The following is a 25,886-nucleotide window of genomic DNA, read 5'->3' on the forward strand; positions in this document are numbered from 1 at the left end:
CGGCCGCCGCATCCTCCTCAAACGGGGGATGGGACGCGGCCCGAGCGGTTGAAAGAGTCCTTCAGTCCCGCCAAACAACCGGGTCCGGGAGGACTGAGGATGACGACAGGCAAGAGCATCGAGAAGCCGGCCGCGGCGGAGCTCTCCGACCGGCTCCGGGGCCGGGTCCTGCTGCCGGGAGACCACGACTTCGCCCCGGAGCTGGACGGGTTCAACCAGATCACCGAGCACGCTCCGGACCTGCTGGCGGTCGTGGCGGGGGCCGAGGACGTGCGCGCGGCCGTCTCCTTCGCCGCCGCCCGCGGGATGCCGGTCGCCGTCCAGGCCACCGGCCACGGTCCGTCGACCGCCGCGGACGGCGGACTGCTGATCAGCACCCGCAGGATGCGCGGCGTACGCATCGATCCTCAGGCGCGGACGGCCCGGGTCGAGGGCGGCACGCAGTGGTTCGAGGTGGTCGCGGCGGCCGCCGAGCACGGCCTCGCCCCGCTCAACGGCTCCTCCCCGCTGACCGGGGTGATCGGCTACACCCTCGGCGGCGGCCTCGGGCTGATGGCCCGCAAGTACGGCTACGCCGCCGACCACGTCACCGCCGTGGAGATCGTCACGCCCGACGGGCGGTCGCACCGGGCCACCGCCGACCAGGACACCGACCTCTTCTGGGCCGCGCGCGGCGGCAAGGGCAACTTCGGCGTCGTCACCGCCCTCGAGTTCGGCCTCTTCCCGGTGGAGCGGCTGTACGGCGGCGGGCTGTTCTTCGCCGGCGAGGCCGCCGCCGAGGTGCTGCACGCCTGGCGCGAGTGGACCGCGACCGTGCCGGAGGAACTCACCTCCTCGCTGGCCCTGCTGCGGCTGCCGGACGTCGAGTCGATCCCGCCCTTCCTGCGCGGCCGGCTGGTCGTGCACGTCCGGGTCGCCCACCTGGGCTCGGCCGAGGACGGCGAGAAGCTGGCCGCGCCGCTGCGCGCCGCCGGTCCACTGGTCGCCGACACACTGGCCGAGATGCCGTACACGAGGTTCGGGGAGATCCACAACGATCCCACCGAGCCGATCCCGTACAGCGAGCGGTCGCTGATGCTCCGCGAGCTGGACGAGGCGGCCGTGGGGGCGCTGCTGGAGCTGGCGGGACCGGGCGCCGACTGCATCGACCTGATCGTGGAGCTGCGGCAGTTGGGCGGCGCGGTCGGCCGGCCGCCGAGGACGCCCAACGCCGTCGACCACCGGGACGCCGCCTTCGCGCTGTCGACGCTCTCGCTGCCCGACAACCGGCCGCCTCTCGTGGTGGACGGCCTGGCGGCGTGGGGCACCGGGCGGCGCTATCTCAACTTCCTGGCCAGTCCCGACACCGCGGACCTCGCCGAGAGCGGCTACGAACCGGCCACCTTCGCCCGGCTGGCCGGGATCAAGGCCCGCGTCGATCCGGACAATCTCTTCCGGTTCAACCACAACATCGCGCCACGCCCCCAGCGGGTCTGAGCCCGCACCGGCCGTGCGGCGCGCCCCCTGGCGCGCCCCCGGCGCACCCCCCGGCGCACCCCCGGCGCGACTGCCGGTGGCGCGCCTTGGGCGCGATATCTCGGCGATACATCCCATTGCAAGGCTGACCGGGACCAATACCACTGTTTGGTGGTTTGTCAATTGGGAGGATCCCAGTGAAACGACGTGACGTGATGAAGGGCGTGGCGGGCGCCGTCGCGGTCGCGGCGGCGCCCGCCGCCGTCATCCACGCGGGCAACACCTGGGCGGACTCGCACGCGGACGCGCCTGTCGCCCGGGCGGCCGCGGACGAGTCGGGGGACGTGTACACCGAGCAGTACAAGGGCCGCACGATCACCGTGTCGAAGAGCGCCGAGAAGGTGCACATCGACGGCGAGGAACTGCACCTCATGAAGCTGGGCGAGGGCGCCTACCTCAGCTCGATGTGCCACTACCGGTTCGAGGCCACCCCGCTGGCCGCCGGCCGGCAGGCCGTCGACGAGCTGCGTGGGGCGAACCTGCTGCCCTCCGGCGGCCACCACCAGGTCTGACCCGCCCGCGAGAGATCCGAGAGGGAAGAAACCGATGGTTCCCGTTCGCAAGAACCACCTCAACATGACCACCCGGGAGAAGAGACGTTTCATCCGCGCGCTCCTGCGGGTCAAGGAGTCGGGCGTCTACGACGAGCTGGTCCGGATACACATACGGATCAACTCGGGTGACTACCTGGACAAGGACGGCGGGGTCGGCAAGCGCTGGGGTCACATGAGCCCGGGCCTGTTCCCGTGGCACCGCCAGTACCTGCTGGTCCTGGAGCGCGCGCTGCAGCAGTTCGATCCGACCGTCACCATCCCGTACTGGGACTGGACCAAGGACCAGAGCCCCGACTCGCCCCTGTGGGCCGACGACTTCATGGGCGGCAACGGCCGGCCCGGCGACCGAAGGGTCATGACCGGACCCTTCGCCCGCTGCAACGGCTGGAAGCTCAACGTCAGCGTGGTGCCGGTCGGCGAGGAGCACCCGGCGTTCAACGGGCACTACACCACCGATGACCGGGACTACCTCGTCCGCGACTTCGGCACCACCAACCCCGCCCTGCCGACGACGAAGGAGTTGGAGGACACCCTCGCCATCCCGACGTACGACACACCGCCCTACAACTACACCTCGGGGTACGGCACCGAGACGCAGTCACTGCGCAACCACCTGGAGGGGTACGCGAAGTTCCCCTACGAGGCCAACCTGGGCAAACTGCACGGCGCGGGTCACACCTGGGTGGGCGGCCACATGCTGTACATAGGGTCGCCGAACGACCCCATCTTCTTCATGCACCACTCTTTCCTCGACAGGGCCTGGTCGATCTGGCAGAAGCAGCACCCGGACGTTCCGCAGTACCTTCCGGTGGAAGAACACCCGGACGTCCCCTCGCTGCACACGAAACTCGCGCCGTGGTACACGATGACACCGGCCGATCTGCTGGACCACACGAAGTTCTATCGCTACGAATAGTATCGACCTGCCGCCGACCACAGTTGCCATCGACATTCTCACCAATGCCGATGGCAACTGCATTGGCAGCATTCGCACATCACTACCGGGGGTATAGATATGTGCGCCGACTACGTATTCCGAATACTTGGCCCGCTGTTAGTGACCAACGGCGGGGAACCCATCGAAATAAGCGGGATCCGCCGGCAGAAGCTGCTGGCGGCGCTGCTGTTGCAGCCGAACCAGATGGTGAGCCTGGACCGGCTCGTCGACGCCATGTGGGACGACAAGCCGCCCGCTTCCGCCCACGGGCAGATCCGCATCTGCGTCTCCGGCCTGCGCCGCCTGCTCAGGGGCGGCGAGCGCGACAGCGTGATCGAGACGCACCCTTCCTGCTACCGGATCAGCGTCCACGACGAAGACGCCCTGGACCTGTTCACCTTCGAGCGGCTGGTCTCGCAGGGGCGGGCGATGGTCCACGACAACCAGCTGGAGCGCGCCGAGCGGCTGCTGAAGTCCGCGCTCGCGCTGTGGCGGGGACCGGTCGTCACCGGGCTCGACAGCTCGGCGCTGAACTCGCTCGTCGTCCGGCTCCACGAGGACCGGCTGACCGTACAGGAGGAGTACTTCGACGTGGCGCTGAAGCTGGGGCGCCACCAGCAGATCATCGGTGATCTGACCGGTTTCGTCGCCGAGAACCCGTTCCGGGAGCGCGCCTGCGCGCAGCTGATGCTGGCGCTGTACCACGCCGGGCGCCAGGCGGACGCCCTGGAGACCTTCCGCGCCATCAGGATGCGGTTCTCCGAGGACCTCGGCATCGAGCCGGCGCGTGACCTGCACGTGCTGCACCAGTCGATCCTGGTCGGACGGCTCGCTTCGGCGGCCCCGCATCCTTCGGACGTACTGGCGCCGCCCTCCCCCCGCACGACCCGCAGCCAGGGCCGGCCGGGCGGGGTCGCGCTGCTCTCCCGCACCTCGCCGAGCGCCGTCGGCGGCGACCCGCTGGAGCAGCTGCGGCTGGAGAACGACCTGCTCCGCGTGGAGCGCGACGGGCTCCGCCGGATCCTGTCCCTGTGGCTGGACCTGAACGACGGCGACGCGGGCGCCGCGGCCGTCTGATCCCTCGTACGACAACGCCCCTCCCCCTGGTCTCCGACGAAGTGGACCGGGAGGAGGGGCATTGCCGGCTCGGCGCCGTGCGGGTCAGGCCTCCTGCTGCGCCCGGGCGGGCGGGAGGGTCAGGGCGATCAGACCGGCCAGCAGCGGGAGCGCCGCGACGACGGCGAGCGCGCTGGTGAGGTCCATGTGCTCGGAGAGGGCTCCGGCCGCGGCCGAGCCGATCCCGCCGCCGACGAAGAACAGCAGGTTGAGCACGCCCATGGCGCCACCGCGCCGGGCGGGCTCCAGGCGGCTGGAGAGCACCGCGGTGGTGAGCACCTGCGTGGCGGCGAAGGTCGCCATGCCCATGGAGGTGCCGATGAGCATCACGACGATGCCGCCGTCGACGAGGCCGACGATGCCGAGGAACACCGCGCAGCTCACGGCGGTCACGGCGAGCAGCAGGCTGCCGCCCTTGCCGACGGTGAGCTTGCTGGCCACCCGGGCGGCCACGGCGCCGACCACCGCGCCCGGCAGCAGCCAGGCACCGATCTTGAACACGCCCCAGCCGTACTGGATGGCGAGGATCTGCGGCACCGCGTACATGGCGGCGAACAGCCCGGCGTAGCCGCCGACGCCGATCATCGCGGAGGTCAGGAAGGTGCGGTCGGTGGCCAGGTCGCGGGGGAGGAAGCCGTCGGGCCGCTTGCCGATCCGGGCCAGCAGGCCGGCCACCGACACCACGAGGAGCACCGCCAGTCCGATGACCAACGGGGTGTCGAGGTCGAGGGAGGAGGCCTGGATGAGCAGCAGCAGCGAGGTCGCGCCCGCGCCCAGCAGCACCCCGCCGGGCACGTCGACGGCCTTGCCGTAGCCGGGGCGGGAGGCCGCGAGCTCCAGGCAGAAGGGCACCAGCAGCAGCGAGAGCGCCGGCAGCACCAGGGTCAGCCGCCAGTCCAGCCAGTCCGTCACCATGCCGCCCATGAGGGTGGCGGTGGAGGAGAACAGGGCCATGGACGCGCCGAAGATGGCCAGGATCTTCGTCCGCTGTTCGGGCGCCGCCGCCGAGGCGAGCGTGAGGGCGCTGGAGGTGATGGCGCCGGAGCCCGCCGCCTGCACGAACCGGCCGGCGATCAAGGTGCCGAAGTCCTGGGCGACCAGGCACAGCACCGCGCCGACGGCGAGGAACAGGGCGCCGGTGAGGAGGGAGTTGCGCACCCCCCACTTCTCGGAGAGCCGCCCGAAGAACGCGGTGCCCACGCCGAGTGCGAGGGCGTGCGCCGTCAGCACCCAGCCGGCGACGGCCGGGCGGACCTCCATCTCCATCGCGACGTCGGGCAGCGCCACGCCGGCCGCCGTCACTCCGAAGATCACAGGGCCGAAGAGAGCGCCGAGCCTGAGCCCGGTCAAGCCCGCACCGGGTGCGGTTCGCGGCGGGGCCTGCACCGCGCTGTTGGTGGTCATCGAGAGTCGTCCCTTCCAGGATTCGTGAGGTGTGCCGAGTCGGCGTCTTCGTGCGGTCGGGGGGTTCGTCACGCGGGGCGTTCAGACGGCCGTCGCGCGCGGCGAGATGGTGTGGTTGAACCGGAAGAGGTTGTCCGGGTCGTAGCGGGCCTTGATCTCGCCCAGCCGCGCGTAGTCGGCGGGCGGGTAGCCCCGGGCGGCCAGCCGGGCGGTGCCCGGTCCGGCGAGGAAGTTGAGATGGCTGCGGCCCGTTCCGTGGTGCGCCATGCCGTCCACGACGTGATCCGGGCGTCCGCCGGGCGGTCCGAGCGTGGTCAGGCAGTACAGGGCGTCGCGGTGGTCGGTCGCGCCCGGCACCGGGGCCGGCCGGCCGAGCGCTCCGCCCAGGTGCCGCAGCTCGACCATGACGTCCGTGCAGCCGCTGCCGGGTCCGGCCAGGCGGAGCAGGTCGTCGGCCGCGTCCGGGCCCAGCTCGCGCAGCATGACGGAGCGTTCGTCGTAGGGGGTGGGGAAGGCCGGGTCGTTGTGGATGTCCGCGAAGCGGGTGTACGGCATCTCCCCCAGCGTGTCCGCGAGCGTCGGGGCGGCGGCTCGCAGGGGCCTGACCAGTCGCTCCCCCTCGTCGCCCGGGCCGAGGTGGGCGACGCGGACGTGCACCACGAGCCCGCCCCGCGGGAACGGCGGGATCGGATCCTGGTCGGGCATCCTCAGCAGCGCCAGCGAGGAGGCGGTCCGCTCCGGCACGGACTCCGTCCACGCCCGCCAGGCGTGCAGCACCTCGGCGACGCCGTCACCGGGGAAGAAGAGGCCGCCGCCGTAGAGCCGGGTGACCGGCACGAGCCCGAACTCCATGGCCGTCACCACGCCGAAGTTGCCCTTGCCGCCGCGCAGCGCCCAGAAGAGGTCGGGATTCCGCTGCGCGGTGGCGGTGCGGAGCAGTCCGTCGGGGGTGACGATGTCCACGGCGGTGACGTGGTCGGCGGCGAAGCCGTACGCGCGGGAGAGCAGCGCGAGGCCGCCGCCCAGGGTGTAGCCGACCACCCCCACCAGCGGTGAGGAGCCGTTGAGCGGGGCGAGTCCGTGCACGGCGGCCGCGTCGACGACCTGCCGCCAGCGCGCCCCGGCCTCGACCCGGGCGGTCCGGGCCACCGGATCGACGCTCACGCCGGTCATCCGGCGGGTGTTGATGAGCAGCCCGGATCCGTCGGTGACGCGGGAGGGGCCGTGGCCGGTCGCCTGGACCGCCGTCGGCAGTCCGGTCTCGGCGGCGAAGGCGACGGCCTTGCGCACCTGCGTGGCGTCCCGTGCGCCGAGGACCATCGCGGGCCGGTGCCGCAGGACGCGGTTGAACCCGGCGACCTCGGCCGCGTATCCCTCGTCCCCGGGCCCCAGCACCGGACCGGAAAGGCGGCCGGCAAGCCGGTGCGCGGTTGCCGGTCTGTACATGCGTCAGCCCTCCCAGGCGGAGCCAGTCGGTTCGCTGATCACACTTCCAGCGCCGGCTCGGAGGGCCCATCCCTCTATTGAGGGGAAGTGGGCTGCGGCATGTCTCCCATCACGCGGAGCATCTCGACCAGTTGCCCCGTCCGCTCCTCGCCCAGCAGCTCCTCCACCCGTGCGTGCAGGAGCGCGGCCTCCTCGACCCCCTCGGCCAGGCGCCGGCGGCCGGCGTCGGTGAGGGCGACGATGCGGCGCCTGCGGTTCGCCGGGTCCATCTCCTTGGTCACCAGGCCGCGCGCCTCCAGGCGGTCGAGCAGGACGGTGAGCGTGGAGCGGTCGACGGCGGCCAGGGCCCCCAACGCGGACTGGTCCAGGCTGCCGTGGTCGTCCAGGGCGAGCAGCACCGCGAACTGAGGACTGGTCAGGTCGGGCAGGCGCTGCTGCCACAGCGCCGTCCACGCCTGTCCGGCCCGGCGCAGCTGATGCGGCAGCGCGTCCTCCAGTTGTGGCCGGGGTCGGGGGCTTGTGTTCGTCATGACGACCAGTATATTCAGTACAAGGATATTCCGTGTACGGAAGGTTCGATGGGGGCAGGATGCGGCTGATCGTGGGAATGACCGGCGCCACCGGAGCGGCACTGGGTGTGCGACTGCTCAGCGAACTGCGCGGGAACCCGCGGGTGGAGACGCACCTGGTGGTCAGCCGCTGGGCGCGGGCGACGGTGGAGCTGGAGACCGGGCTGAGCGCCCGCGAGGTGGCCGCGCTGGCCGACGTCGTCCACTCCCCCGACGACCAGGGGGCGTCGATCTCCTCCGGCTCGTTCCGCGCCGACGGCATGGTGATCATTCCGTGCAGCATGAAGACGCTGGCCGGCATCCGGGCCGGGTACGCCGAAGGGCTGTTGGGCCGCGCCGCGGACGTGACGCTCAAGGAGCGGCGCCCGATGGTTCTGGTGCCGCGGGAGACGCCGCTCAACGAGATCCATCTGGCGAACATGCTGGAACTCGCCCGCATGGGCGTCTCGATCGTGCCGCCCATGCCCGCCTTCTACAACCGGCCGGAGTCGGTCGACGACATCGTCGACCACATCGTCACGCGTGTTCTCGACCAGTTCGGGATCGAGACCGCCGGCGCCCGGCGCTGGAACGGCTTCCCGCGGTCGCCGGCCGGGCGGGCGGGCCCCGCGGCCGACGCCCCCGCGACACGCCACAACGGTACGAAGCAGAGGAGCGCCCGTTCATGACCGACCCCACGACCAGGCAGCCGATCCGGTTCGGTGAGCTGCGCGGTTACCTCGACGCGCTGGAAGCCCTCGGCGACCTGCGCCGCGTCACCCGGCCGGTGAGCGCCGACCTGGAGGCCGCCGCGATCACCCGGCTCTCCTGCGAACGGGAGTCCCCGGCCCCGCTGTTCGAGAACGTGGAGGGCGTAGCGCCGGGCTTCCGGCTGCTCGGCGCGCCCGCCGCGCTCAGCTCCGCCCCCGGCAGGCCACTGGCCCGGGTCGCCCTGTCCGTCGGCCTGCCCGCCCGGACCACCGCCGCCGAACTGGTCGACCACCTGGCCGCCACCCGCGTCGCGAAGCCCGTGCCCCCTCGGCGGGTCGCGCGGGAGGACGCGCCCTGCAAGCAGAACGTGCTGCTGGGCGACGACGCCACCCTCGACCGCTTCCCGGTCCCCCGGGTCCACGAGTTCGACGGCGGCCCCTACGCCAACACCTGGGGCATCATCGTCGCCAGAACGCCGGACGGCCGGTGGACCAACTGGTCCATCGCCCGGATCATGCTGATCGACGGCAAGCACATGACCGGCCTGGTCATCCCGGCGCAGCACATCGGCATGATCTGGTCGGAGTGGGTGGCGATCGGCGAGCCGATGCCGTACGCGCTGGTGCAGGGCGGCGACCCGGCCATCCCGTTCGTCGGGGGCGTCCCGCTGCCGCCCGGAGTCGACGAGGCCGGCTACATCGGGGCGCTGCACGGCGAGCCGGTCGACGTCGTGCGGTGCGAGACGGTGGACCTTGACGTGCCCGCGGGCGCGGAGATCGTCATCGAAGGGCACCTGTCCGTCGGCCGCGACGCGCGGGAGGGGCCGTTCGGCGAGTTCGCCGGGTACGGCTCCACCGAGACGTCGATGCAGCCGGTGTACTCGGTCGAGGCCATCACCCACCGCGACGACCCGATCTGGCCGCTGGTGGCCGAGGGCCGGCCGGTGGACGAGTTCCACACCGTGACGGGCGTCGGTCAGGCGGCCGAGGTCCTGGCGGAACTGCGGGCCGCCGGGCTGCCGGTCACCACTGCCTGGTCGCCGCTGCGCGCGGCGTCGCACTGGATGGTGGTGACCGTCCCGCCGGACTGGCGGGAGCGGCTGCCCGGCGTCGACTCCGCCGAACTCACGCACCGGATAGGAAAGGTGCTCTCCGATTCCCACTCGGGCCGCGCCACGGCGGCCACCTTCGTCCTGGACGACGACGTCGACCCGGCCGACGACACCGACCTGCTGTGGGCGCTGGCCACCCGGATCCACCCCCTGGACCGGGCGGAGCCCTGGTACGGCTTCGTCCACCCGCTGCTGAACTGCTACACCCACGAGGAGCGCGCCGCCCAGTCCGGCCCGATCGTCTTCCACGACGGGCTGCTGCCCGCCCCCGGCGAGGGCCGGCTTCCGCACAGTTCCTTCGCCCAGGCGTATCCGGAGCGGATCCGGAGCCGGGTTCTCGAGCACTGGGACGACTGACACCGGACCGGCGTGGTCCTGGTGGCCGGTCCCTCCGAAGCAAGGATGGAGCGCGTGAACACCGAGCAGCAGCACGCAGGGCTCGCAGCCCTCCCCCGCCGCGCGGCGACCCGGCACGAGGGCGGTGTCCGATGAGGAGCGCCCTGGTCATAGGAGCCGGTCTGATCGGTACGTCCGCGGCACTGACCCTCGCCGGACGCGGCGTCACCGTCCATCTGACCGACCACGATCCGGACCGGGCCCGGACGGCGGCGGCCCTCGGCGCCGGCACCGACGAGCCGCCCCTCGGCCCCGTGGACCTCGCGCTCGTCGCCGTGCCGCCCGCGCACACCGCCGCCGTGCTCGCCGGGGCCATGCGCGCGGGGGTGGCGCGCGGGTATGCCGACGTCGCGAGCGTCAAGGGCGGTCCCCGGCGCGAGTTGGAGGACCTGGGCCTCGACCTCGGCTCGTACATCGGCACCCATCCCATGGCGGGCAAGGAGAGTTCCGGACCGCTCGCGGCGAGCGCCGATCTGTTCGAGGGCCGGCCCTGGGTGCTCACCCCGATGCCGGACACCGACACGGAGGCGCTGAACCTCGCCCTCGAACTGGTCGCGCTCTGCCGCGCCGTGCCCGTCGTCATGGACGCCGCCGCCCACGACCGGGCCGTCGCCCTCGTCTCGCACACGCCGCAGCTCGTCTCCTCGATGGTCGCCGCACGGCTGCGGGCCGCCGACGAGACGGTGGTGCGGCTGTGCGGACAGGGCATCCGCGACGTGACCCGGATCGCCGCGTCCGACCCGCGGATGTGGATCGAGATCCTCTCGGCCAACCCGGGTCCCGTCGCGGAGGTGCTCGCGGGGGTGGCGGCCGATCTGGAGGACACCGTCGAGTCGCTGCGCGCCCTCCAGTCCGCCGACGAGGCCAAGCGGCGCGGCGGCGCGGCGGGCATCGAGGACGTCCTGCGCCGGGGCAACGCGGGCCGGGCCAGGGTGCCCGGCAAGCACGGCGAGGCGCCCGCCACCTACGAGACGGTGGCCGTCCTCATCAGCGACCAGCCGGGCGAACTGGCCCGCATCTTCGCCGACGCCGGGCGCGCGGGCGTCAACATCGAGGACATGCGCATCGAGCACGCGACGGGCCGGCAGGCGGGCCTGGCCCAGCTGATGGTGAGCCCCGCGGCGGCCCCCGCGCTGAGCGCCGCCCTGAGCGAACGCGGCTGGTCGATCCGCCGGTGACGGCGCCGGGACCGAGCCGGTGTGAATTCGGGATTGGGTAAGTATCGCAGAAATCGTTCACTCGACTGCCGCGCATCCGACGGAGTAGGCAGACGTTACTTCGGATATGACCGAGGAACAAGGGGAATTGACGGCGCTCGGCCCGTACACCTACAGGCCCGGCAAAGATCACTCTCCGTCACCGAGTGACGGAACCCTGACCAGAGGCGGGCACCCCGTTCCTCTCCGGGTGACCGAACCGGTCCTGCAACGCTTCCTGGACGTCATGGCGGAACTGGAGACCGGCCTCGCCGAGCGCTGGGGCAGGGCGCAGTCCTCCCTCACGTGCCCTCGGGCGGAGTGACCGGCGCGTCGTGCACGAAGAACACACCTACCCTCACATGCCGTACGGCGAAGGCTCGTTCCGCACCACGGGCACCGGGCGGCACCGGGCACCCCAGGAAGCCTTCGGGGAAGCCCTCGTCCCGCCCGAACCCGGCTGGGACCCGGCCGAGGAACTCGCCTTCCTGCTCCAGGACGCGGTGGAGCAGCAGCCCGCCGTCCCGTACGGCATGGACACCTCGGCGATGCCGCCGGTGCCGGGCACGCCGCTGAGCAATTTGCAGGAAATCACCGCGGAACTCCCCCCGTTGAGGGACGCGCCCACCAGCCACCGCCGCGTCCGCCGCCCGAAGGTGAGCCGGCTGCGCGCCGCGAGCCTGTTCGTGGCGGCGCTGGCCGCGGTCATCGCGGCCTCCGTCAGCCTGTTCGGCGGCATGGTGGCCTACGAGCCGCTGCGGCTGGCCGCCGTCACGCGTACGCGCGGCAGCGTCGTGTCCTGGTGGCCGCTGCTGGTCTACGGACCCTGGCTGGTGGCGTCGCTGGCGGTGCTGCGGTCGGCCCTGCACCAGCGCCGCGCGGTCCACTCCTGGGCCGTCGTCCTGCTGTTCTCGGCCATCGCGATGCTGCTGTGCATCGCGGAGGCGCCGCGCACGGTCAACGACGGGGCCGCCGCGGCGCTGCCGGGTCTCGCCTCGCTGGTCTGCTTCCAGCAGATCGTCCGGCAGATCACGCTCACCCGGCCGCCCCGGCGGGCGGTGCCTCGCCACCGGCAGCGTGCGGCGGACGCGTCGGGCGACGAGGCGGCGGACACGGCCGGCCAGGACCCGGTGTCCCTTCCGCAGCAGCGGCAGAGCGTCCAGCGCGCACCCCGGCCGGGCACGGGACCCAAGAAGCGAACATGACTCTGTGTGACTTGCCGCGGGGATAAATTCAGTCTTTACGAAAGGCGCCCAATTCCTTCCCGCCGCTTCCCGGAGAGCGAATGGGTAATTCGTTCTCCGGGGCGTGGTGGAGGAATTGGGCGCCGTCCGCTCAGCCCGCGACCAGCTTCACGTCCTGGTCCTTCCGCGCGTGGAAGCTCGGCAGCGGGAGGACGCTGGTGATCCGCAGCTCCATCAGTGTCGCCTCGACGTGGGCCGCGCCGGGCTTGAGCGCGCCGGTGGAGAGCGTGCCCGTGTTGGTCCAGCGGTGCTCCTTGCCGTCGCAGACCGCGCGGGTGCCGCCGATGCCGTGGCGGACGGACGAGTCGTCGCCCTGGCGCACGACGGAGCTGACGAAGACGGCACCGTCGGCGGCGGTGCAACGGTAGGTGCCGGTGAGGGTGACGGTGCCGTCGGCGGCGACGCGGCCGGTCCGGTCCACCGTCACGGACTCCGTGACGGCGGGGGTGTCGGCGGGGGTGTCGGCGGGGGTGTCGGTGGAGGCCGCCGTCGCGGCGGGGGCGGCGGGCAGGAACAGGGCGGCGCCGGCGGCCGCGGCGAGAACCGCGGATCGTACGGGCATGGGGGGACCTCCCGATCGGTTGGAATGGGGTGTTCCACTGGTACCGGGCGGACGGGCCGGGGCCAGTGACCGTCACCCCTTCGGTGGCGAGTCCGCGTCGGCCGCCGTCCGTGAACCGTCGCCGGGTTGTCCGGGTGTTGTCACGCTTGCCGCCCGGGGCTTGGCGATGAGTTCCCGGCGGGCGCACGGTCTGTTCATGCGACGGTCCCGACGACGGGACGGTCTCCCGACGTGGAGGTGCGCCATGTGTACCCACCGGTCTTCCTGCCCCGCGGCCGACTCCCCCGCGACCGACTCCGTCGTCGCGCACGTCGTCGCCGCCCACCCGGAGCAGGGGTGGAACCTGCTGTGCGACGGCACGATCGTCTTCGACGACACCGGTGAGCTGCGGCCCGACGGCCGGGTGGTCGCGCCGCGCCGGATGCCCGCCGGGCACCTGGCGATGGCGGCCTGAGCCCTGCCGTCCGCCGGGGGCCGCTCAGAGTTTCCCGGCTCAGTGCTTCCCGGCTCAGCGCTTCTCGGCGATGAACTCCCGCAGCAGGGAGGCGAGCAGCTCCGGCTGGTCCTCGGGGATCAGCGTCCGGGCGTCCTCGACCTCCACCAGCCGTCCCTGCGGGAGGAGTTCGGCCAGGCGACGGCCGTGGGCGCGGGGCATCATCAGGTCCTCGGTCGCCCAGACGACGAGCGCGGGCCGGTCGAACCTCCGCAACCCCTGGGCGGCCTCCAGCAGTTCGTCACCGCGGACGTGGGTGTTGTAGTGCCGGAAGTCGCGCCGGATCGCCGGATCGGTGCGCAGGGGGCGCAGCCAGCCGTCGACGACCGCGTCCGGCACGGGCCGCTTGGTGAGGGCGCCGAACCCGACGGGGAGGCGGCGCAGCGGCTTCAGGCCCAGGGTGCGGACCAGCAGGGGCACGCCGCCTGGCAGGCGGCAGGCGACGCCGATCAGCTTCCCCGGCAGTCCCGGCGGGTAGTTGTCGAACGCCTCGCACGCGACGAGCACCAGCCGTGCCAGCCGCTCCGGGTGCCGCGCCGCCACCGTCTGGGCGCGTCCGCAGTCGTTCTCGACCAGGGTCACGTCGGTCAGGTCGAGGCGGCCGAGGAACTCCGCGACCAGTTCGTTGACGAGGTCCGGCGTGGGCGGCCGGGTCAGCGGCCGCCGGTGCGAGCCGTAGGGCAGGGTCGGCGCGATCACCCGGTGGTCGGCGCGGAGGTCGGCGAGAACCCCGCGCCAGACGGTCGCGTCGTGGACGAGCCCGTGCAGGAGCACGACGACCGGGCCGTCCCCGCCGGTGTCCTCGTACTCGATGGTCCCCGCGCTCAGCTCGATGTCCGGCATGCCGGAACTCTAGGGCGGGCGGGCGCTTCGCGGCAGTGGGCCCTAGGGCAGGACCGCGAAGCCGTCGAGTTCCACCAGCGCCCGTTCGTCCCAGAGGCGTACGACCTCCACGACCGCCATCGCCGGGTAGTCGCGGCCGGCCAGCCGGCGCCAGGTGCGGCCGAGGTCGGCGGCGTGGGTGCGGTAGGCGGCGACGTCCGTGGCGTAGACGGTGACGCGGGCGAGGTCGGCGGGGGTGCCGCCGGCGGCTCGCAGGGCGGTCAGGAGGTTGGTGAGGGCCTGTGCGAACTGGGCGGGGAGGGTGTCGCCGGTGACCTTGCCGTCGGTGTCCAGGGCCGTCTGGCCGGCCAGGAACACGACACGGGTGCCGGTCGCGACGACGGCGTGCGAGAAGCCGGTGGGCGGGGAGAGTTCGGGCGGGTTCACCCGTTCGGCGGTCATGTACCGGCCTCCTCGGTCGTCGTGTCGTGCGTGCGGTACAGCTCCTTGGCGATGATGCCGCGCTGCACCTCGCTCGCGCCCTCGTAGACGCGGGGTGCGCGCACCTCGCGGTAGAGGTGTTCGAGGAGGTGGCCGCGGCGCAGGGCGCGGGCGCCGTGCAGTTGGACGGCCCGGTCGACGACGTACTGGGCGGTCTCGGTGGCGAGGAGTTTCGCCATCGCCGCGCGCCGCGGGACGTCCGGGGCGCCCTCGTCGTACGCCGTCGCCGCCGCGTAGACCATCAGGCGGGCGGCCTCGGTGCGCAGGGACATCTCGGCGACCTGGTGGGCGACGGTCTGGAGGTCGCGCAGCTTGCCGCCGAAGGCGTCGCGGGAGGTGGTGTGCGCGACCGTGGCGTCGAGGGCGGCCTGCGCCATGCCGACAGCGAAGGCGCCGACGCTGGGCCGGAACAGGTTGAGGGTGTCCATCGCGACCCGGAAGCCACGGTCCGGCTCGCCGAGCACGTCGTCCGCGGTGACGGGCACGGCGTCGAAGGCGAGGGCGCCGATGGGGTGCGGCGAGAGCATGTCGAGCGGGCTGCCGGAGAGGCCGGGCCGGTCGGCGGGCACCAGGAAGGCGGTGACGCCGCGGGCGCCGGCGCCGGGTGTGGTGCGGGCGAACACGGTGTAGAAGTCGGCCTCGGGCGCGTTGGAGATCCAGCACTTCTCGCCGGTGAGCCGCCAGCCGGAGCCGCCGTCGGGGTCGGCGCCCAGGACGGCGGGGTCCGACGGGGCGCCGGCGGCTCCGGCGCGGTCCCCGGGCGCGGGCACGTTCGCGTCGTCCTCGGCGGCGGGTGCCACCGCGTCCCCGGCGGTGCCGGTGCCCCCGGTGGCCCAGGCGGACTCGGCCGACGGGGCCGTGCTCGTGCCGCTGCCCGCGGCCTCCGTCGCCGCGCCCCCGCGCTCCCCCGCGGCGGGCCGCGACGCGGGCGGGGTCGCCGTCAGGGCCAGGGCCGCCGCGTCCGAGCCGGCGTCGGGCTCGCTGAGGGCGAAGGCGGCGACCGTCGTGCCGGCGACGACGCCGGGGAGCCAGCGGGCGCGCTGGGCCCCGGTGCCGTGGGCGTGCACCGGGTGGGCGCCGAGGCCCTGGAGGGCGAGGGCGGTCTCGGCCTCCGTGCAGGCGTGGGCGAGGGACTCGCGCATCAGGCACAGGTCGAGCGCGCCCGAGGTGAACAGGCGGTCGAGCAGCCCGAGGGCGCCGAGTTCGGCGACGAGGGCACGGTTGACGTGGCCGGGCTCCCCCTTGTCCGCCAACGGACGCAGCCGTTCGGCGGCCAGGGTGCGCAGTTCCCCGCACCAGGTGAGCTGTGCCGGTTCGAGCGAGAATGCGGTCATCGCCGGTCCTTCCCCTGCTCCGCTGCGGCCGCTGGGTCCCACCCGAGGTTATCGCGCACCGTTGACTGTCGTCACCAACGCGATACGCTCGATGCGCGTGCCCACCACGACAAAGGGGGCGAACCGCCATGGCAGCTCCGCACCGCGCGGAACCGAGCCGCTCCGCCCACGTCGACACCTTCGCGCGCGAGCACCTGCCACCCCCCGACCAGTGGCCGCAGCTCCGCTTCGACCTGCCTGAGCTGCGCTACCCCGCGCGGCTGAACTGCGCCGCCGAGCTGCTCGCCGGCCCGCCCGGCGACCGCCCGGTCTTCCGCACCGCCACCGGGGACACCTGGAGCTACGGCCTGCTCCGGGACCGCGTGGACCGGATCGCCCACGCGCTCACCGGCGAGCTGGGCGTCGTACCGGGCAACCGGGTGCTGCTGCGCGGCCCCACCACGCCCTGGCTGGCCGCCTGCTGGCTGGCGGTGCTCAAGGCGGGCGCGGTGGCCGTCACCGTGCTGGCCCAGCAGCGCCCGCACGAGCTGGGCGCGATCTGCGAGATCGCCCGGGTGCGGCACGCCCTCTGCGACGTCCGGTCCGTCGACGACCTCGCCAAGGCGGAGATCCCCGGCCTGCGGATCACGACGTACGGCGGGGACGCCCCCGACGACCTGCTGGCCCGCACGGCGGCGGACACGGCGCCCGGCACGCCGTACCCGGCCGTGGACACCGCGGCCGACGACGTGGCGCTGATCGCCTTCACCTCGGGCACCACCGGCCGCCCCAAGGGCTGCATGCACTTCCACCGCGACGTGCTGGCCATCGCCGACACCTTCTCCCGGCACGTGCTCAGGCCGGACCCGGACGACGTCTTCGCGGGCAGCCCGCCGCTCGGCTTCACCTTCGGGCTCGGCGGGCTGGTGATCTTCCCGATGCGGGCCGGCGCGAGCGCCCTGCTGCTCGAACAGGCGGGCCCCAGGCAGCTGCTGCCGGCCGTCGCCGAGCACCGGGTGTCGGTGCTGTTCACCGCGCCGACGGCGTACCGCGCGATGCTCGACGAGCTGGACGGGTACGACGTGTCGAGCCTCAGGCGGTGCGTCTCGGCGGGCGAGAACCTGCCCGCGGCCACCTGGCAGGCCTGGTACGAGCACACCGGGCTGCGCGTCATCAACGGCATCGGCGCCACCGAGCTGCTGCACATCTTCGTCTCCGCCGCCGACGGCGACATCAGACCGGGCACGACGGGCGTCCCGGTGCCGGGCTGGCACGCGCGCGTGCAGGACGCCTCCGGCGTGCCGGTGCCCGACGGCGAGCCGGGACTGCTCGCCGTGCGCGGCCCGGTGGGCTGCCGCTATCTCGCCGACCCGCGGCAGCGGGAGTACGTGCGCGACGGCTGGAACATCACCGGGGACACGTACATACGGGAGCCCGACGGCTACTTCCGGTACGTGGCCCGGGCCGACGACATGATCATCTCCGCCGGGTACAACATCGCGGGACCGGAGGTCGAGGACGCGCTGCTGCGGCATCCGGACGTCGTGGAGGCGGCCGTGGTGGGCCGGCCCGACACCCGGCGCGGGCAGATCGTGGTGGCCCACGCCGTACTGAAGGACGGCGCCGTCCGGGACGCCGAGGCGCTGCGCGCCTTCCTGCGGGAGGAGCTGGCGCCGTACAAGTGCCCGCGGGAGATCGTCTTCCTGGACGCGCTGCCGCGCACGGCGACCGGCAAGCTCCAGCGGTACCGGCTCCTGTCCGACGACATAAGATGATCAACGTGTACGACCAGCACGCGCAGCACGCCCCGAGGTCCCTCATCGTCACGCTCTACGGCGCCTACGGCCGTTTCGCGCCGGGCCCGGTGCCCGTCGCGGAGCTGATCCGGCTGCTGGGCGCGGTCGCGGTGGACGCCCCTTCCGTGCGCTCGTCGGTGTCCCGGCTGAAAAGGCGCGGGCTGCTGCTGCCCGCCCGGACCGCCGAGGGCGCGGCGGGCTACGAACTGTCGGCCCAGGCACGTCAGTTGCTGGACGACGGCGACCGGCGCGTCTATGCCACGGCCCCGCACGACGACGAGGGCTGGGTGCTCGCCGTGTTCTCCGTGCCGGAGTCGGAGCGGCAGAAGCGGCACGTCCTGCGCTCCCGGCTGGCCGGCCTCGGCTTCGGCAGCGCGGCCCCCGGCGTGTGGATCGCCCCGGCCCGGCTGTACGAGGAGACGCGGCACACGCTGGGCCGACTGGACCTGGACTCCTACGTGGACTTCTTCCGCGGCGAGCACCTGGGTTTCACACCGACCGCGCAGGCCGTGGCGCGCTGGTGGGACCTGGCGGCGATCGCCAAGGAGCACGAGGCGTTCCTCGACCGCCACGCGCGCGTACTGCGCGACTGGGAGGCCCGGGCGGACACTCCGCCGCAGGACGCCTACCGCGACTACCTCCTCGCCCTGGACTCCTGGCGCCACCTGCCCTACACGGACCCGGGGCTGCCCGCCCGGCTGCTGCCCGCCCAGTGGCCGGGCACGCGCTCGGCCGCCGTCTTCCGCGCCCTGCACGAGCGGCTGCGCGACGCGGGCTCCCGCTTCGCGGCACTCGGAGCACCCACCAGCCCCACCGAGTGACCCGCGTCACACTTTTCCGGCATCAGGGAACCCTCAGTCTTCTCAGACCCTCTTCTCAGGTTTCTCACCTACCGTGCGGACGCATGAGTCTCGCGCGCAACTTGAACCGGGCCCTCACCGTCACCACCGGCCTCCAGGTGCGGAGAGCACCCCAGGCCGTGAAGGGGAAGGAGAAGTCCGCCGCGCCGAAACCGGCGGCGGCCCGCCCGGCGCCCACCTACCGATGTCCGTCCTCCGAGGAACTTCCCACCGAGCGGCTGCTGCGGCGGCCCGTCTTCATCATCTCGTCCATCCGTTCCGGCTCCACCCTGCTGCGCATGATGCTGGGCGCCCACCCGCGGCTGCACGCCCCGCACGAGCTGCACATAGGCAGGCTGGAGGTCAGCTGCACCAACTGGTTCTCCGAGCGGGCCATGGGCGCCCTCGACCTGAAGCGCGGCGACCTGGAGCACCTGCTCTGGGACCGGGTCCTGCACCGCGAACTGATCAGGTCGGGCAAGGACTTCGTGGTCGAGAAGACCCCGGCCAACGTCTACATGTACCAGCGCCTCAAGGACTGCTGGCCCGACGCCCGCTTCGTCTTCCTGCTGCGCCACCCCGTGTCGGTCGCGCGCAGCTGGCACGAGACCGACCCCGTCAAGCGGCCGTACGACACGGCCGTCACCGACGTGCTCAAGTACCTGACGGCCGTCGAGGAGGCCCGCGCGGCGGACACCGAGGGCTTCACCGTGCGCTACGAGGACATCACCGACGACCCGGGGCGCGAGATGCGCCGCCTGTGCGCGTTCCTCGGCGTCGAGTACGCCCCGGCCATGCTGGACTACGGCAAGAAGAGCGGCGGCGAACTGGTCAGGGGGCTCGGCGACTGGCGCGACAACATCCGCACCGGCACCGTGCAGCCGGGCCGCGCGCTGCCCGGCGCGGACGAGGTCCCCGAGCCGCTGCGCCCGGTCTGCGCGGCCTGGGGCTACGCCTCCTGAGGCCCGCCGTGCAGCGTGAGCCGGGGCCTCGGGGCGTCGGTGCGTCCGGTGCGCGGCGGACGGCTGCCCGCCCGGTACGGCGCCGGCCAGACCGCTCCCGGGCCCTCGTACCCCTGCTCGGCCGCGGCGTGCAGCGTCCAGTGCGGGTCGTAGAGGTGCGGGCGGGCGAGGGCGCACAGGTCGGTGCGCCCGGCCAGGATCAGTGAGTTGACGTCGTCCCAGGAGGAGATCGCGCCGACGGCGATCACCGGGACGCCCGCCTCGTGGCGGATGCGGTCCGCGTACGGCGTCTGGTACGACCGCCCGAACTCGGGCCGTTCGTCGGACACGACCTGCCCCGTGGACACGTCGACGGCGTCCACGCCGTGCGCCGCGAAGGCGCGGGCGATCGCCACGGCCTCCTCCGGCGCGGTGCCGCCCTCGGCCCAGTCGGTGGCGGAGACGCGCACGGTCATGGGCCGCTCCCCGGGCCACACCTCGCGCACGGCGTCGAACACCTCCAGCGGGAAGCGGAGCCGCTTCTCCAGTGAGCCGCCGTAGGCGTCGGTGCGCCGGTTGGTGAGCGGGGAGAGGAAGCCGGAGAGCAGGTAGCCGTGGGCGCAGTGCAGTTCGAGCAGGTCGAAGCCGGCCCGGGCGGCGCGGGTCGCGGCGGACGTGAACTGCTCGCGGATGTCCGTCAGTTGCGCCCGGGACAGCTCGCGGGGCGTCTGGCCACCGGGCCTGTACGGCAACGGGGAGGGCGCTACCAGGGGCCAGTTGCCCTCGGGCAGCGGTTCGTCCATGCCCTCCCACATCAGCCGGGTCGAGCCCTTGCGTCCGCTGTGCCCGAGCTGCACGCCGATCGCGGTGCCCGGGGCGCTCGCGTGCACGAAGTCGGTGATCCGCCGCCACGCCTCGCCCTGCCGGCCGGTGTAGAGGCCCGCGCAGCCGGGGGTGATGCGGCCTTCGACGCTGACGCACACCATCTCCGTCATCACCAGGCCGGCGCCGCCGAGGGCGCGGGCGCCCAGGTGGACCAGGTGGAAGTCGCCGGGGACGCCGTCGACGGCGGAGTACATGTCCATCGGCGACACCACGACGCGGTTGCGCAGGGTCAGGTCGCGCAGCCGGAACGGCGTGAACATCGGAGGCGTGCCGGGCGGGCAGCCGAACTCGCGCTCCACGGACCCGGTGAAGCCCGGGTCGCGCAGCCGCAGGTTGTCGTGGGTGACCCGGCGGCTGCGGGTGAGCAGGTTGAAGGCGAACTGGCGGGGCGGCCGGCCGACGTAGCGGTCCAGGTCCTCGAACCACTCCAGGCTGGCCTTGGCCGCGCGCTGGGTCGAGGCGACGACGGGGCGCCGTTCCTCCTCGTAGGCGGCCAGGGCCTCGGCGAGGGAGGGCTGCTCCTCCAGGCAGGCGGCCAGCGCGAGGGCGTCCTCCACGGCGAGCTTCGTGCCGGAGCCGATGGAGAAGTGCGCGGTGTGGGCGGCGTCGCCGAGCAGGACGGTGTTGCCGTGCGACCAGCGTTCGTTGACGACGGTGCGGAAGGTGGTCCACGCGGAGTTGTTGGAACGCAGCGGGTTGCCCCCGAGGGCCTCGGCGAAGACCTTGGCGCAGCGTGCGGTGGACTCCGCCTCGTCGAGTCCGTCGAATGCGGCCGCCCGCCAGACCTCCTCGCGCATCTCCACGATGACGGTCGAGGCGTCGGCCGCGTAGGGGTAGCCGTGCAGTTGCATGAGGCCGTGCTCGGTCTCGGCGATCTCGAAGCGGAAGGCGTCGAAGGCGAAGTCGGCGGCCAGCCAGATGTAGCGGCAGCGGTGGCCGGTGACGTGGGGGCGGAACACGTCACGGAAGGCCTCGCGGGTGGCGCTGTGCACGCCGTCGGCGGCGACGACGAGGTCGTACGTCCGCGCCAGCGTCCCGGGGTCCGGGGCCTCGGCCCGGAAGCGGAGGTCGACGCCGAGGGCGTGGCAGCGGTCGTGCAGGATCTCCAGGAGGCGGCGGCGGCCGAGGGCGGCGAACCGGTGCCCTCCGGAGGTGTGGCGGTGGCCCCGGTGGACGATGTCGATGTCGTCCCAGCGGACGAAGTGGGCCTTGAGGGCGGCGTAGACGTCCGCGTCGGCGTGTTCGATGCCGCCGAGGGTTTCGTCCGAGAGGACGACTCCGAAGCCGAAGGTGTCGTCGGGGGCGTTGCGTTCGTAGACGGTGATCTCGCGGTCGGGGGCGAGGCGTTTGAGGAGGGCGGCGGTGTAGAGGCCGCCGGGGCCTCCGCCGATGATGGCGATGCGGCGGGGGTGGGTGCGGTGGTCTGCCGGGTGCGGGTGCGTTGTGGCTGGTCGCGCAGTTCCCCGCGCCCCTTGGGTTGGCATGCTCCCCTGCGCCGAGAACATCTCTACCTCCCTCGCCACTTCGGGGGGCGTTTCTCCGTGAAGGAGGCGTGGAATTCCGCGTAGTCCTCGCCGGTCATCAGGAGGGCCTGGGTGGCGGCGTCCAGTTCGATCGCCGTGGCCAGGGGCATGTCCAGCTCGGCGGTGAGGAGGGCCTTGGTCTGGGCGTGGGCCAGGGCGGGGCCGTCGGCGAGGCGGTGGGCGAGGGCGTGGGCGGCCTCGTCGGCGCGGCCCTCGTCGGTCAGCTCGCTGATCAGGCCGATGCGCTCGGCCTCGGGCGCCCGCACCGTGTCGCCGAGCATCAGGAGCCGGGTGGCGTGGCCGAGGCCGACGACGCGGGGCAGCAGGTACGCGGCACCCATGTCGCCGCCGGAGAGGCCGACGCGGGTGAAGAGGAAGGCGAAGCGGGCGGACGGGTCGGCGACGCGGAAGTCGGCGGCCAGCGCGAGGACCGCGCCCGCGCCCGCGGCGACGCCGTGCAGTGCGGCGATCACCGGGAACGGGCACTCCCGTACCGCGCGCACCACCTGGCCGGTCATCCGGTTGAAGTCCAGGAGCTGGGCGGTGTCCATGGAGAGCGTCGCGCCGATGATCTCGTCGACGTCGCCGCCGGAGCAGAAGCCGCGGCCCTCGCCGGCCAGCACCAGGGCGCGTACGGAGCGCTCCCGGGACAGTTCCGCGAGCAGGTCGCGCAGGTCGGCGTAGGCCTCGAAGGTGAGGGCGTTGAGCTTGTCGGGGCGGGCGAGGGTGACGGTGGCGACGCCGTCGGCGCGCTCGACGCGCAGGTGCCGCCAGTCGGAGGTGGGGGCGGCGGAGCCGGTGAAGGGACTCATGACGGGCGGGGCCTCCTAGGGCGGGCACGGCCTCACTGAGCGTGGTGTCTCGCGGCCCTTCGAAGTTATCACCCTTCCGTGACCGTCGTCACGAGGGCGCGATACTTTCGTCCCGTACCGGAGGGCCGAAGGTCCCGGGGGTGCCCGTCGAACGGCTCTGCCGGATGGAGCCGTACCATTCATACGGTTGAAAGCAGGACAGGACGCCCTGCTCCACGAAACGGACCCGCCGTGCAAGATCACTCCAAAGCTCCCGCCTCCTGGCGCATCGCGCTGCCGCACTCCGCCGCGGCCGTGCCGGTGGCCCGTGCCCTGGTGCGCACGGCCCTGGCCGAGCTGGAGCACACGGCGGACGGCGACACCGCGGAACTGCTGACGGCGGAGCTGGTCGCCAACGCGGTGGAGCACACCTCGGGCGGGACGCCGATCGAGCTGGTGGTGGAGCTGAGGCCGACCGGCTGCCAGGTCGAGGTGCACGACCCGGACCCGGCACCGCCCGCCGACCTCACCCGACCCGGGATCGAGCCGCCCGACCCGTGGCAGGAACACGGGCGCGGTCTGCTGCTGATCCGCGCCCTCAGCTCGTCCTGCGGTCACCGGCCCGCCGGCTCGGGCAAGGCGGTCTGGTTCAGGCTTCCTGCGGTACCCGCTCCGCGTCGCTCTCCGGAGTGACCTGCGCGCGGGCGAGACGGGAGTGCCGGCGGCCGTAGGCCGTGTACACCAGCAGCCCCACCGCCAGGAACACCGCGAACTGGAGCCAGGTGGCGCCGCCCGTCTCGTACATCAGGTAGAGGCAGAAACCGACGCCGAGGAGCGGGGTCACCGGGTACAGCGGCACCCGGAAGGTGCGGGCCAGGCCCGGCTCGCGGCGGCGCAGCGCGATGACGGAGACGTTCACGGCGGCCATGGTGGCGAGGGTGCCGATGGTGCAGAGGTTGACCACCGCGTCCAGCGGCGCGAAGGCCGCGGGGAGGGCGAAGACCACGCCGACGATCAGGGTGCCGGCGACCGGGGTGGCGGTGCGCGGCGAGACCTTCTCGAAGACCCGCGGGATCAGCCCGTCCCGGGACATCGACATCAGGATGCGGGTCTGGCCGTACATGACGGCGAGCACCACCGAGGCGATGGCGACGACCGCGCCGAAGGCGACCACGCCGCCGCCGACCGTGGAGCCGGTGACCTCGTTCACGACGTACGACAGGGCGGCGGGCCGGTCGCCGACCGCGTCGCCGCCGACGGCGCCGATCGCGGCGACGGCGACCGCGCAGTAGAGCAGGGTGACCAGGCCGATGCAGACCAGGATCGCGACGGGGATGTCCCGGCGCGGGTTCTTGGCCTCCTCGCCGGCCGTGGTGATCGCGTCGAAGCCGATGTACGAGAAGAAGGCGGCCGTGGTGCCGGCGCCGATGCCGCCGAGGCCGGCCGGCGAGAACGGGCTGAGGTTGCCGTCCTCGAAGGCGACGAAGCCGATGGCGCAGAACGCGATCAGGACGGCCAGCTTGAGGACGGCCATCGCGGCCGTGGCCCGGGCGCTCTCCCGCACGCCGCGCACCAGCAGGACGCAGGCCAGGGCGATGACGATCACGGCGGGCAGGTTGACCGCGCCGCCGTCGCCGGGGCCCGCGGACAGGGCGTGCGGCAGCTGGATGCCGAGGACGCTGTCGAGCAGCTCGTTGACGTACTGGCTCCAGCCGACCGCGACCGCGGAGACCGAGACGCCGTACTCCAGGAGCAGGCACCAGCCGACGAGGAAGGCGGTGCGCTCGCCGAGCCCGGCGTAGGCGAAGGAGTACGAGGAGCCGGAGACCGGGATCGCGCCGCCCAGCTCGGCGAAGGCGAACGCGGTGAAGACGCAGGTGATCGCGGCCAGCACGAAGGAGACGACGACGGCCGGGCCGGCCTCGGCGACGGAGTCGGACAGGCCGACGAAGATGCCGGTGCCGACGATCGCGCCGACGCCGAAGCAGACGAGCTGGAAGAGGCCCATCGTGCGCTTCAGGCCGTGGCCTTCGCGGTCGGCGCCGGATTCGGCGATGAGGACCTGGGGGGACTTGATACGGGAAGCGGGCATTGCGGGTGGTGCTCGTTTCTGGTGGTGCGGGGCGCGACGGTGGTCGCGGCGGCGACTCCGGAAGGGGTGGCTCCGGGCCGCCGGACAGCATAGGGCCTGTTCAGGCGAGGGTGGCCACGAGTACGGCCTTGATCGTGTGCAGCCGGTTCTCCGCCTCGTCGAAGACGAGGGAGTGCGTGGACTCGAAGACCTCGTCCGTGACCTCCAGGGACTCCAGGCCGTGGGCCTCGAAGATCTCCTGGGCGACCTTGGTGCCCAGGTCGTGGAAGGCGGGCAGGCAGTGGAGGAACTTGACGTCCGGGTTGCCGGTGGCGCGCAGGACGTCCATGGTCACCGCGTAGGGGGCGAGGGCCTTGATCCGCTCGGCCCAGACCTCCTTGGGCTCGCCCATGGAGACCCAGACGTCGGTGACGACGAACCCTGCGCCGCGCACCCCCTCGTCCACGTCCTCGGTGAGGGTGATCCGCGCCCCGCTGGACTCGGCCAGTCCCCTGGCCCGGTCGACGACCTCCTGAGCGGGCCAGTAGGCGCGCGGGGCCACGATGCGCACGTCCATGCCGAGCAGGGCGCCGGTGACCAGGTAGGAGTTGCCCATGTTGAAGCGGGCGTCACCGAGGTACGCGAAGGCGGTCTCCGACAGGGGCCGGTCGGTGTGCTCGGTCATCGTGAGCACGTCGGCGAGCATCTGGGTGGGGTGCCAGTCGTCGGTCAGGCCGTTGTAGACGGGGACGCCGGCGAAGGCGGCCAGCTCCTCGACCTTGGCCTGGCTGTCGCCCCGGTACTGGATCGCGTCGTACATGCGCCCCAGGACGCGGGCGGTGTCCTTCACGGACTCCTTGTGCCCGATCTGCGAGCCGGCGGGGTCGAGGTAGGTCGTCGAGGCGCCCTGGTCGGCGGCGGCGACCTCGAACGCGCAGCGGGTGCGCGTCGAGGTCTTCTCGAAGATCAGCGCGATGTTCCTGCCCCGGAGATACCGCGTCTCGGCCCCGGCCTTCTTCGCCGCCTTCAGCTCCGCGGCCAGTTCGACCAGGCCGCGGAACTCCTCCTCGGTGAAATCCAGCTCCTTGAGGAAGTGACGGCCGGCGAGGGCGGTCGGGACTGTCGCCATGGGGCGCTCCAGAGATACAGGGTCGGGGGACTGACTCCTGGA

General features: G+C 72.9%; 24 protein-coding genes. 13 read left to right on the forward strand and 11 right to left on the reverse strand.

Translation table 11 applies throughout. From position 1 onward, the window contains the following. The first annotated feature begins 99 nt into the window (after nt 1-99). The 4 genes from bagG (at nt 100) to bagI (ending at nt 4,083) form a co-directional block, all read left to right on the forward strand. Nucleotides 100-1,476, forward strand: a complete 1,377-nt coding sequence (gene bagG / locus ACZ67M_RS10210) for a bagremycin/ferroverdin biosynthesis FAD-dependent oxygenase BagG/FevA2 (protein ID WP_392101197.1) — start codon at nt 100-102, stop codon at nt 1,474-1,476. Between the two features lie 176 nt (nt 1,477-1,652). Next, nucleotides 1,653-2,027: a bagremycin/ferroverdin biosynthesis copper chaperon BagZ/FevE gene (bagZ, locus tag ACZ67M_RS10215; RefSeq protein ID WP_361364738.1), complete on the forward strand. Its 375-nt coding sequence runs from the start codon at nt 1,653-1,655 to the stop codon at nt 2,025-2,027. Nucleotides 2,028-2,061: 34 nt separating this feature from the next. Beyond that, on the forward strand, nt 2,062-2,985 hold the full coding sequence (gene bagH / locus ACZ67M_RS10220; RefSeq protein WP_361364741.1) for a bagremycin/ferroverdin biosynthesis o-aminophenol oxidase BagH/FevF: 924 nt from the start codon (nt 2,062-2,064) through the stop codon (nt 2,983-2,985). A 141-nt stretch (nt 2,986-3,126) separates the two neighbouring features. Further along, the gene (gene bagI / locus ACZ67M_RS10225) at nt 3,127-4,083 is read left to right on the forward strand and encodes an AfsR/SARP family transcriptional regulator BagI/FevR (RefSeq protein ID WP_392239961.1); all 957 of its coding nucleotides are present in this window, start codon (nt 3,127-3,129) and stop codon (nt 4,081-4,083) included. A gap of 84 nt (nt 4,084-4,167) precedes the next feature. On the opposite strand, the gene bagJ is transcribed toward bagI, so the two are convergent. From bagJ to bagL, 3 genes are all read right to left on the reverse strand, one after another. Beyond that, entirely contained in the window at nt 4,168-5,526 is a 1,359-nt protein-coding gene (bagJ, locus tag ACZ67M_RS10230) for a bagremycin/ferroverdin transporter BagJ/FevB (RefSeq protein ID WP_361364747.1), read from the reverse strand. Between the two features lie 81 nt (nt 5,527-5,607). Beyond that, a complete protein-coding gene (gene bagK, locus ACZ67M_RS10235) occupies nt 5,608-6,972 on the reverse strand; it encodes a bagremycin/ferroverdin biosynthesis FAD-dependent oxygenase BagK/FevA1 (RefSeq protein ID WP_392101201.1) in 1,365 nt (454 codons plus the stop codon). Nucleotides 6,973-7,046: 74 nt separating this feature from the next. Beyond that, complete coding sequence (gene bagL / locus ACZ67M_RS10240; protein ID WP_385802571.1) at nt 7,047-7,502, reverse strand: MarR family transcriptional regulator BagL/FevM; 456 nt, start codon at nt 7,500-7,502, stop codon at nt 7,047-7,049. 59 nt (nt 7,503-7,561) lie between these two features. On the opposite strand from bagL, the gene bagM reads away from it, so the two are divergent. The 4 genes from bagM to ACZ67M_RS10260 all read left to right on the forward strand — a co-directional run bounded on the left by bagM (nt 7,562) and on the right by ACZ67M_RS10260 (nt 12,139). Then, nucleotides 7,562-8,209, forward strand: a complete 648-nt coding sequence (gene bagM, locus ACZ67M_RS10245; RefSeq protein ID WP_361364756.1) for a bagremycin/ferroverdin biosynthesis UbiX family decarboxylase BagM/FevK — start codon at nt 7,562-7,564, stop codon at nt 8,207-8,209. After that, nucleotides 8,206-9,699 (forward strand): bagremycin/ferroverdin biosynthesis UbiD family decarboxylase BagN/FevL, encoded by a 1,494-nt coding sequence (bagN, locus tag ACZ67M_RS10250; protein WP_392012470.1) that lies wholly within the window; start codon nt 8,206-8,208, stop codon nt 9,697-9,699. The genes bagM and bagN overlap by 4 nt, the downstream gene beginning before the upstream one ends. Nucleotides 9,700-9,830: 131 nt before the next feature. Further along, nucleotides 9,831-10,916, forward strand: a complete 1,086-nt coding sequence (locus ACZ67M_RS10255) for a prephenate dehydrogenase (protein ID WP_361364762.1) — start codon at nt 9,831-9,833, stop codon at nt 10,914-10,916. A 380-nt stretch (nt 10,917-11,296) separates the two neighbouring features. Continuing rightward, the gene (locus tag ACZ67M_RS10260; protein WP_385802565.1) at nt 11,297-12,139 is read left to right on the forward strand and encodes a DUF2637 domain-containing protein; all 843 of its coding nucleotides are present in this window, start codon (nt 11,297-11,299) and stop codon (nt 12,137-12,139) included. Nucleotides 12,140-12,269: 130 nt separating this feature from the next. Here the strand turns inward: ACZ67M_RS10260 and ACZ67M_RS10265 are convergent, their stop codons facing one another. Then, nucleotides 12,270-12,740: a DUF6299 family protein gene (locus ACZ67M_RS10265; RefSeq protein WP_469850434.1), complete on the reverse strand. Its 471-nt coding sequence runs from the start codon at nt 12,738-12,740 to the stop codon at nt 12,270-12,272. A 244-nt stretch (nt 12,741-12,984) separates the two neighbouring features. Here ACZ67M_RS10265 and ACZ67M_RS10270 point away from each other — a divergent pair, with 244 nt between their 5' ends. After that, nucleotides 12,985-13,194, forward strand: a complete 210-nt coding sequence (locus ACZ67M_RS10270; protein WP_385802561.1) for a DUF5999 family protein — start codon at nt 12,985-12,987, stop codon at nt 13,192-13,194. A gap of 54 nt (nt 13,195-13,248) precedes the next feature. Here ACZ67M_RS10270 and ACZ67M_RS10275 read toward each other — a convergent pair whose 3' ends face one another. The 3 genes from ACZ67M_RS10275 to ACZ67M_RS10285 are packed head-to-tail and all read right to left on the reverse strand — an operon-like array spanning nt 13,249 to nt 15,890. Further along, entirely contained in the window at nt 13,249-14,076 is an 828-nt protein-coding gene (locus tag ACZ67M_RS10275; RefSeq protein WP_392012476.1) for an alpha/beta fold hydrolase, read from the reverse strand. Between the two features lie 42 nt (nt 14,077-14,118). Beyond that, nucleotides 14,119-14,517, reverse strand: coding sequence for a RidA family protein (locus ACZ67M_RS10280; protein ID WP_361364776.1), 399 nt, complete (start codon nt 14,515-14,517; stop codon nt 14,119-14,121). Further along, a complete protein-coding gene (locus tag ACZ67M_RS10285; protein ID WP_469850436.1) occupies nt 14,514-15,890 on the reverse strand; it encodes an acyl-CoA dehydrogenase family protein in 1,377 nt (458 codons plus the stop codon). The genes ACZ67M_RS10280 and ACZ67M_RS10285 overlap by 4 nt, the downstream gene beginning before the upstream one ends. A gap of 65 nt (nt 15,891-15,955) precedes the next feature. Here ACZ67M_RS10285 and ACZ67M_RS10290 point away from each other — a divergent pair, with 65 nt between their 5' ends. The 3 genes from ACZ67M_RS10290 (at nt 15,956) to ACZ67M_RS10300 (ending at nt 19,466) form a co-directional block, all read left to right on the forward strand. Next, entirely contained in the window at nt 15,956-17,644 is a 1,689-nt protein-coding gene (locus tag ACZ67M_RS10290; protein WP_361364984.1) for an AMP-binding protein, read from the forward strand. Further along, nucleotides 17,641-18,486, forward strand: a complete 846-nt coding sequence (locus ACZ67M_RS10295) for a PaaX family transcriptional regulator (RefSeq protein WP_392012484.1) — start codon at nt 17,641-17,643, stop codon at nt 18,484-18,486. The genes ACZ67M_RS10290 and ACZ67M_RS10295 overlap by 4 nt, the downstream gene beginning before the upstream one ends. Before the next feature lie 83 nt (nt 18,487-18,569). Further along, nucleotides 18,570-19,466, forward strand: a complete 897-nt coding sequence (locus ACZ67M_RS10300) for a sulfotransferase family protein (protein ID WP_469850438.1) — start codon at nt 18,570-18,572, stop codon at nt 19,464-19,466. Here ACZ67M_RS10300 and ACZ67M_RS10305 read toward each other — a convergent pair. Beyond that, on the reverse strand, nt 19,454-21,835 hold the full coding sequence (locus ACZ67M_RS10305) for a bifunctional salicylyl-CoA 5-hydroxylase/oxidoreductase (protein WP_469850439.1): 2,382 nt from the start codon (nt 21,833-21,835) through the stop codon (nt 19,454-19,456). The genes ACZ67M_RS10300 and ACZ67M_RS10305 overlap by 13 nt on opposite strands. Nucleotides 21,836-21,837: 2 nt before the next feature. Next, complete coding sequence (locus ACZ67M_RS10310; protein ID WP_361364791.1) at nt 21,838-22,665, reverse strand: enoyl-CoA hydratase family protein; 828 nt, start codon at nt 22,663-22,665, stop codon at nt 21,838-21,840. Nucleotides 22,666-22,896: 231 nt separating this feature from the next. Here ACZ67M_RS10310 and ACZ67M_RS10315 point away from each other — a divergent pair, with 231 nt between their 5' ends. Further along, entirely contained in the window at nt 22,897-23,337 is a 441-nt protein-coding gene (locus ACZ67M_RS10315; RefSeq protein WP_361364794.1) for an ATP-binding protein, read from the forward strand. Here the strand turns inward: ACZ67M_RS10315 and ACZ67M_RS10320 are convergent. Both ACZ67M_RS10320 and argF read right to left on the reverse strand, forming a co-directional pair. Further along, nucleotides 23,294-24,736 (reverse strand): amino acid permease, encoded by a 1,443-nt coding sequence (locus tag ACZ67M_RS10320; protein ID WP_361364796.1) that lies wholly within the window; start codon nt 24,734-24,736, stop codon nt 23,294-23,296. The genes ACZ67M_RS10315 and ACZ67M_RS10320 overlap by 44 nt on opposite strands. A gap of 100 nt (nt 24,737-24,836) precedes the next feature. Then, entirely contained in the window at nt 24,837-25,844 is a 1,008-nt protein-coding gene (argF, locus tag ACZ67M_RS10325) for an ornithine carbamoyltransferase (protein ID WP_469850442.1), read from the reverse strand. Between the last annotated feature and the right edge of the window lie 42 nt (nt 25,845-25,886).

It is taken from the genome of Streptomyces sp. NPDC107500 (assembly GCF_055582785.1).

What these genes read in the sequence shown, in the direction of transcription:
- ACZ67M_RS10305 (WP_469850439.1), bottom strand. Translation starts at nt 21,835, where the DNA reads ATGTTCTCGGCGCAGGGGAGCATGCCAACCCAAGGGGCGCGGGGAACT.
- bagJ (WP_361364747.1), bottom strand. Translation starts at nt 5,526, where the DNA reads ATGACCACCAACAGCGCGGTGCAGGCCCCGCCGCGAACCGCACCCGGT.
- ACZ67M_RS10310 (WP_361364791.1), bottom strand. Translation starts at nt 22,665, where the DNA reads ATGAGTCCCTTCACCGGCTCCGCCGCCCCCACCTCCGACTGGCGGCAC.
- ACZ67M_RS10280 (WP_361364776.1), bottom strand. Translation starts at nt 14,517, where the DNA reads ATGACCGCCGAACGGGTGAACCCGCCCGAACTCTCCCCGCCCACCGGC.
- ACZ67M_RS10265 (WP_469850434.1), bottom strand. Translation starts at nt 12,740, where the DNA reads ATGCCCGTACGATCCGCGGTTCTCGCCGCGGCCGCCGGCGCCGCCCTG.
- ACZ67M_RS10295 (WP_392012484.1), top strand. Translation starts at nt 17,641, where the DNA reads ATGATCAACGTGTACGACCAGCACGCGCAGCACGCCCCGAGGTCCCTC.
- bagL (WP_385802571.1), bottom strand. Translation starts at nt 7,502, where the DNA reads ATGACGAACACAAGCCCCCGACCCCGGCCACAACTGGAGGACGCGCTG.
- bagK (WP_392101201.1), bottom strand. Translation starts at nt 6,972, where the DNA reads ATGTACAGACCGGCAACCGCGCACCGGCTTGCCGGCCGCCTTTCCGGT.
- bagM (WP_361364756.1), top strand. Translation starts at nt 7,562, where the DNA reads ATGCGGCTGATCGTGGGAATGACCGGCGCCACCGGAGCGGCACTGGGT.
- argF (WP_469850442.1), bottom strand. Translation starts at nt 25,844, where the DNA reads ATGGCGACAGTCCCGACCGCCCTCGCCGGCCGTCACTTCCTCAAGGAG.
- ACZ67M_RS10255 (WP_361364762.1), top strand. Translation starts at nt 9,831, where the DNA reads ATGAGGAGCGCCCTGGTCATAGGAGCCGGTCTGATCGGTACGTCCGCG.
- bagH (WP_361364741.1), top strand. Translation starts at nt 2,062, where the DNA reads ATGGTTCCCGTTCGCAAGAACCACCTCAACATGACCACCCGGGAGAAG.
- bagG (WP_392101197.1), top strand. Translation starts at nt 100, where the DNA reads ATGACGACAGGCAAGAGCATCGAGAAGCCGGCCGCGGCGGAGCTCTCC.
- bagN (WP_392012470.1), top strand. Translation starts at nt 8,206, where the DNA reads ATGACCGACCCCACGACCAGGCAGCCGATCCGGTTCGGTGAGCTGCGC.
- ACZ67M_RS10270 (WP_385802561.1), top strand. Translation starts at nt 12,985, where the DNA reads ATGTGTACCCACCGGTCTTCCTGCCCCGCGGCCGACTCCCCCGCGACC.
- ACZ67M_RS10320 (WP_361364796.1), bottom strand. Translation starts at nt 24,736, where the DNA reads ATGCCCGCTTCCCGTATCAAGTCCCCCCAGGTCCTCATCGCCGAATCC.
- ACZ67M_RS10275 (WP_392012476.1), bottom strand. Translation starts at nt 14,076, where the DNA reads ATGCCGGACATCGAGCTGAGCGCGGGGACCATCGAGTACGAGGACACC.
- ACZ67M_RS10260 (WP_385802565.1), top strand. Translation starts at nt 11,297, where the DNA reads ATGCCGTACGGCGAAGGCTCGTTCCGCACCACGGGCACCGGGCGGCAC.
- ACZ67M_RS10285 (WP_469850436.1), bottom strand. Translation starts at nt 15,890, where the DNA reads ATGACCGCATTCTCGCTCGAACCGGCACAGCTCACCTGGTGCGGGGAA.
- ACZ67M_RS10300 (WP_469850438.1), top strand. Translation starts at nt 18,570, where the DNA reads ATGAGTCTCGCGCGCAACTTGAACCGGGCCCTCACCGTCACCACCGGC.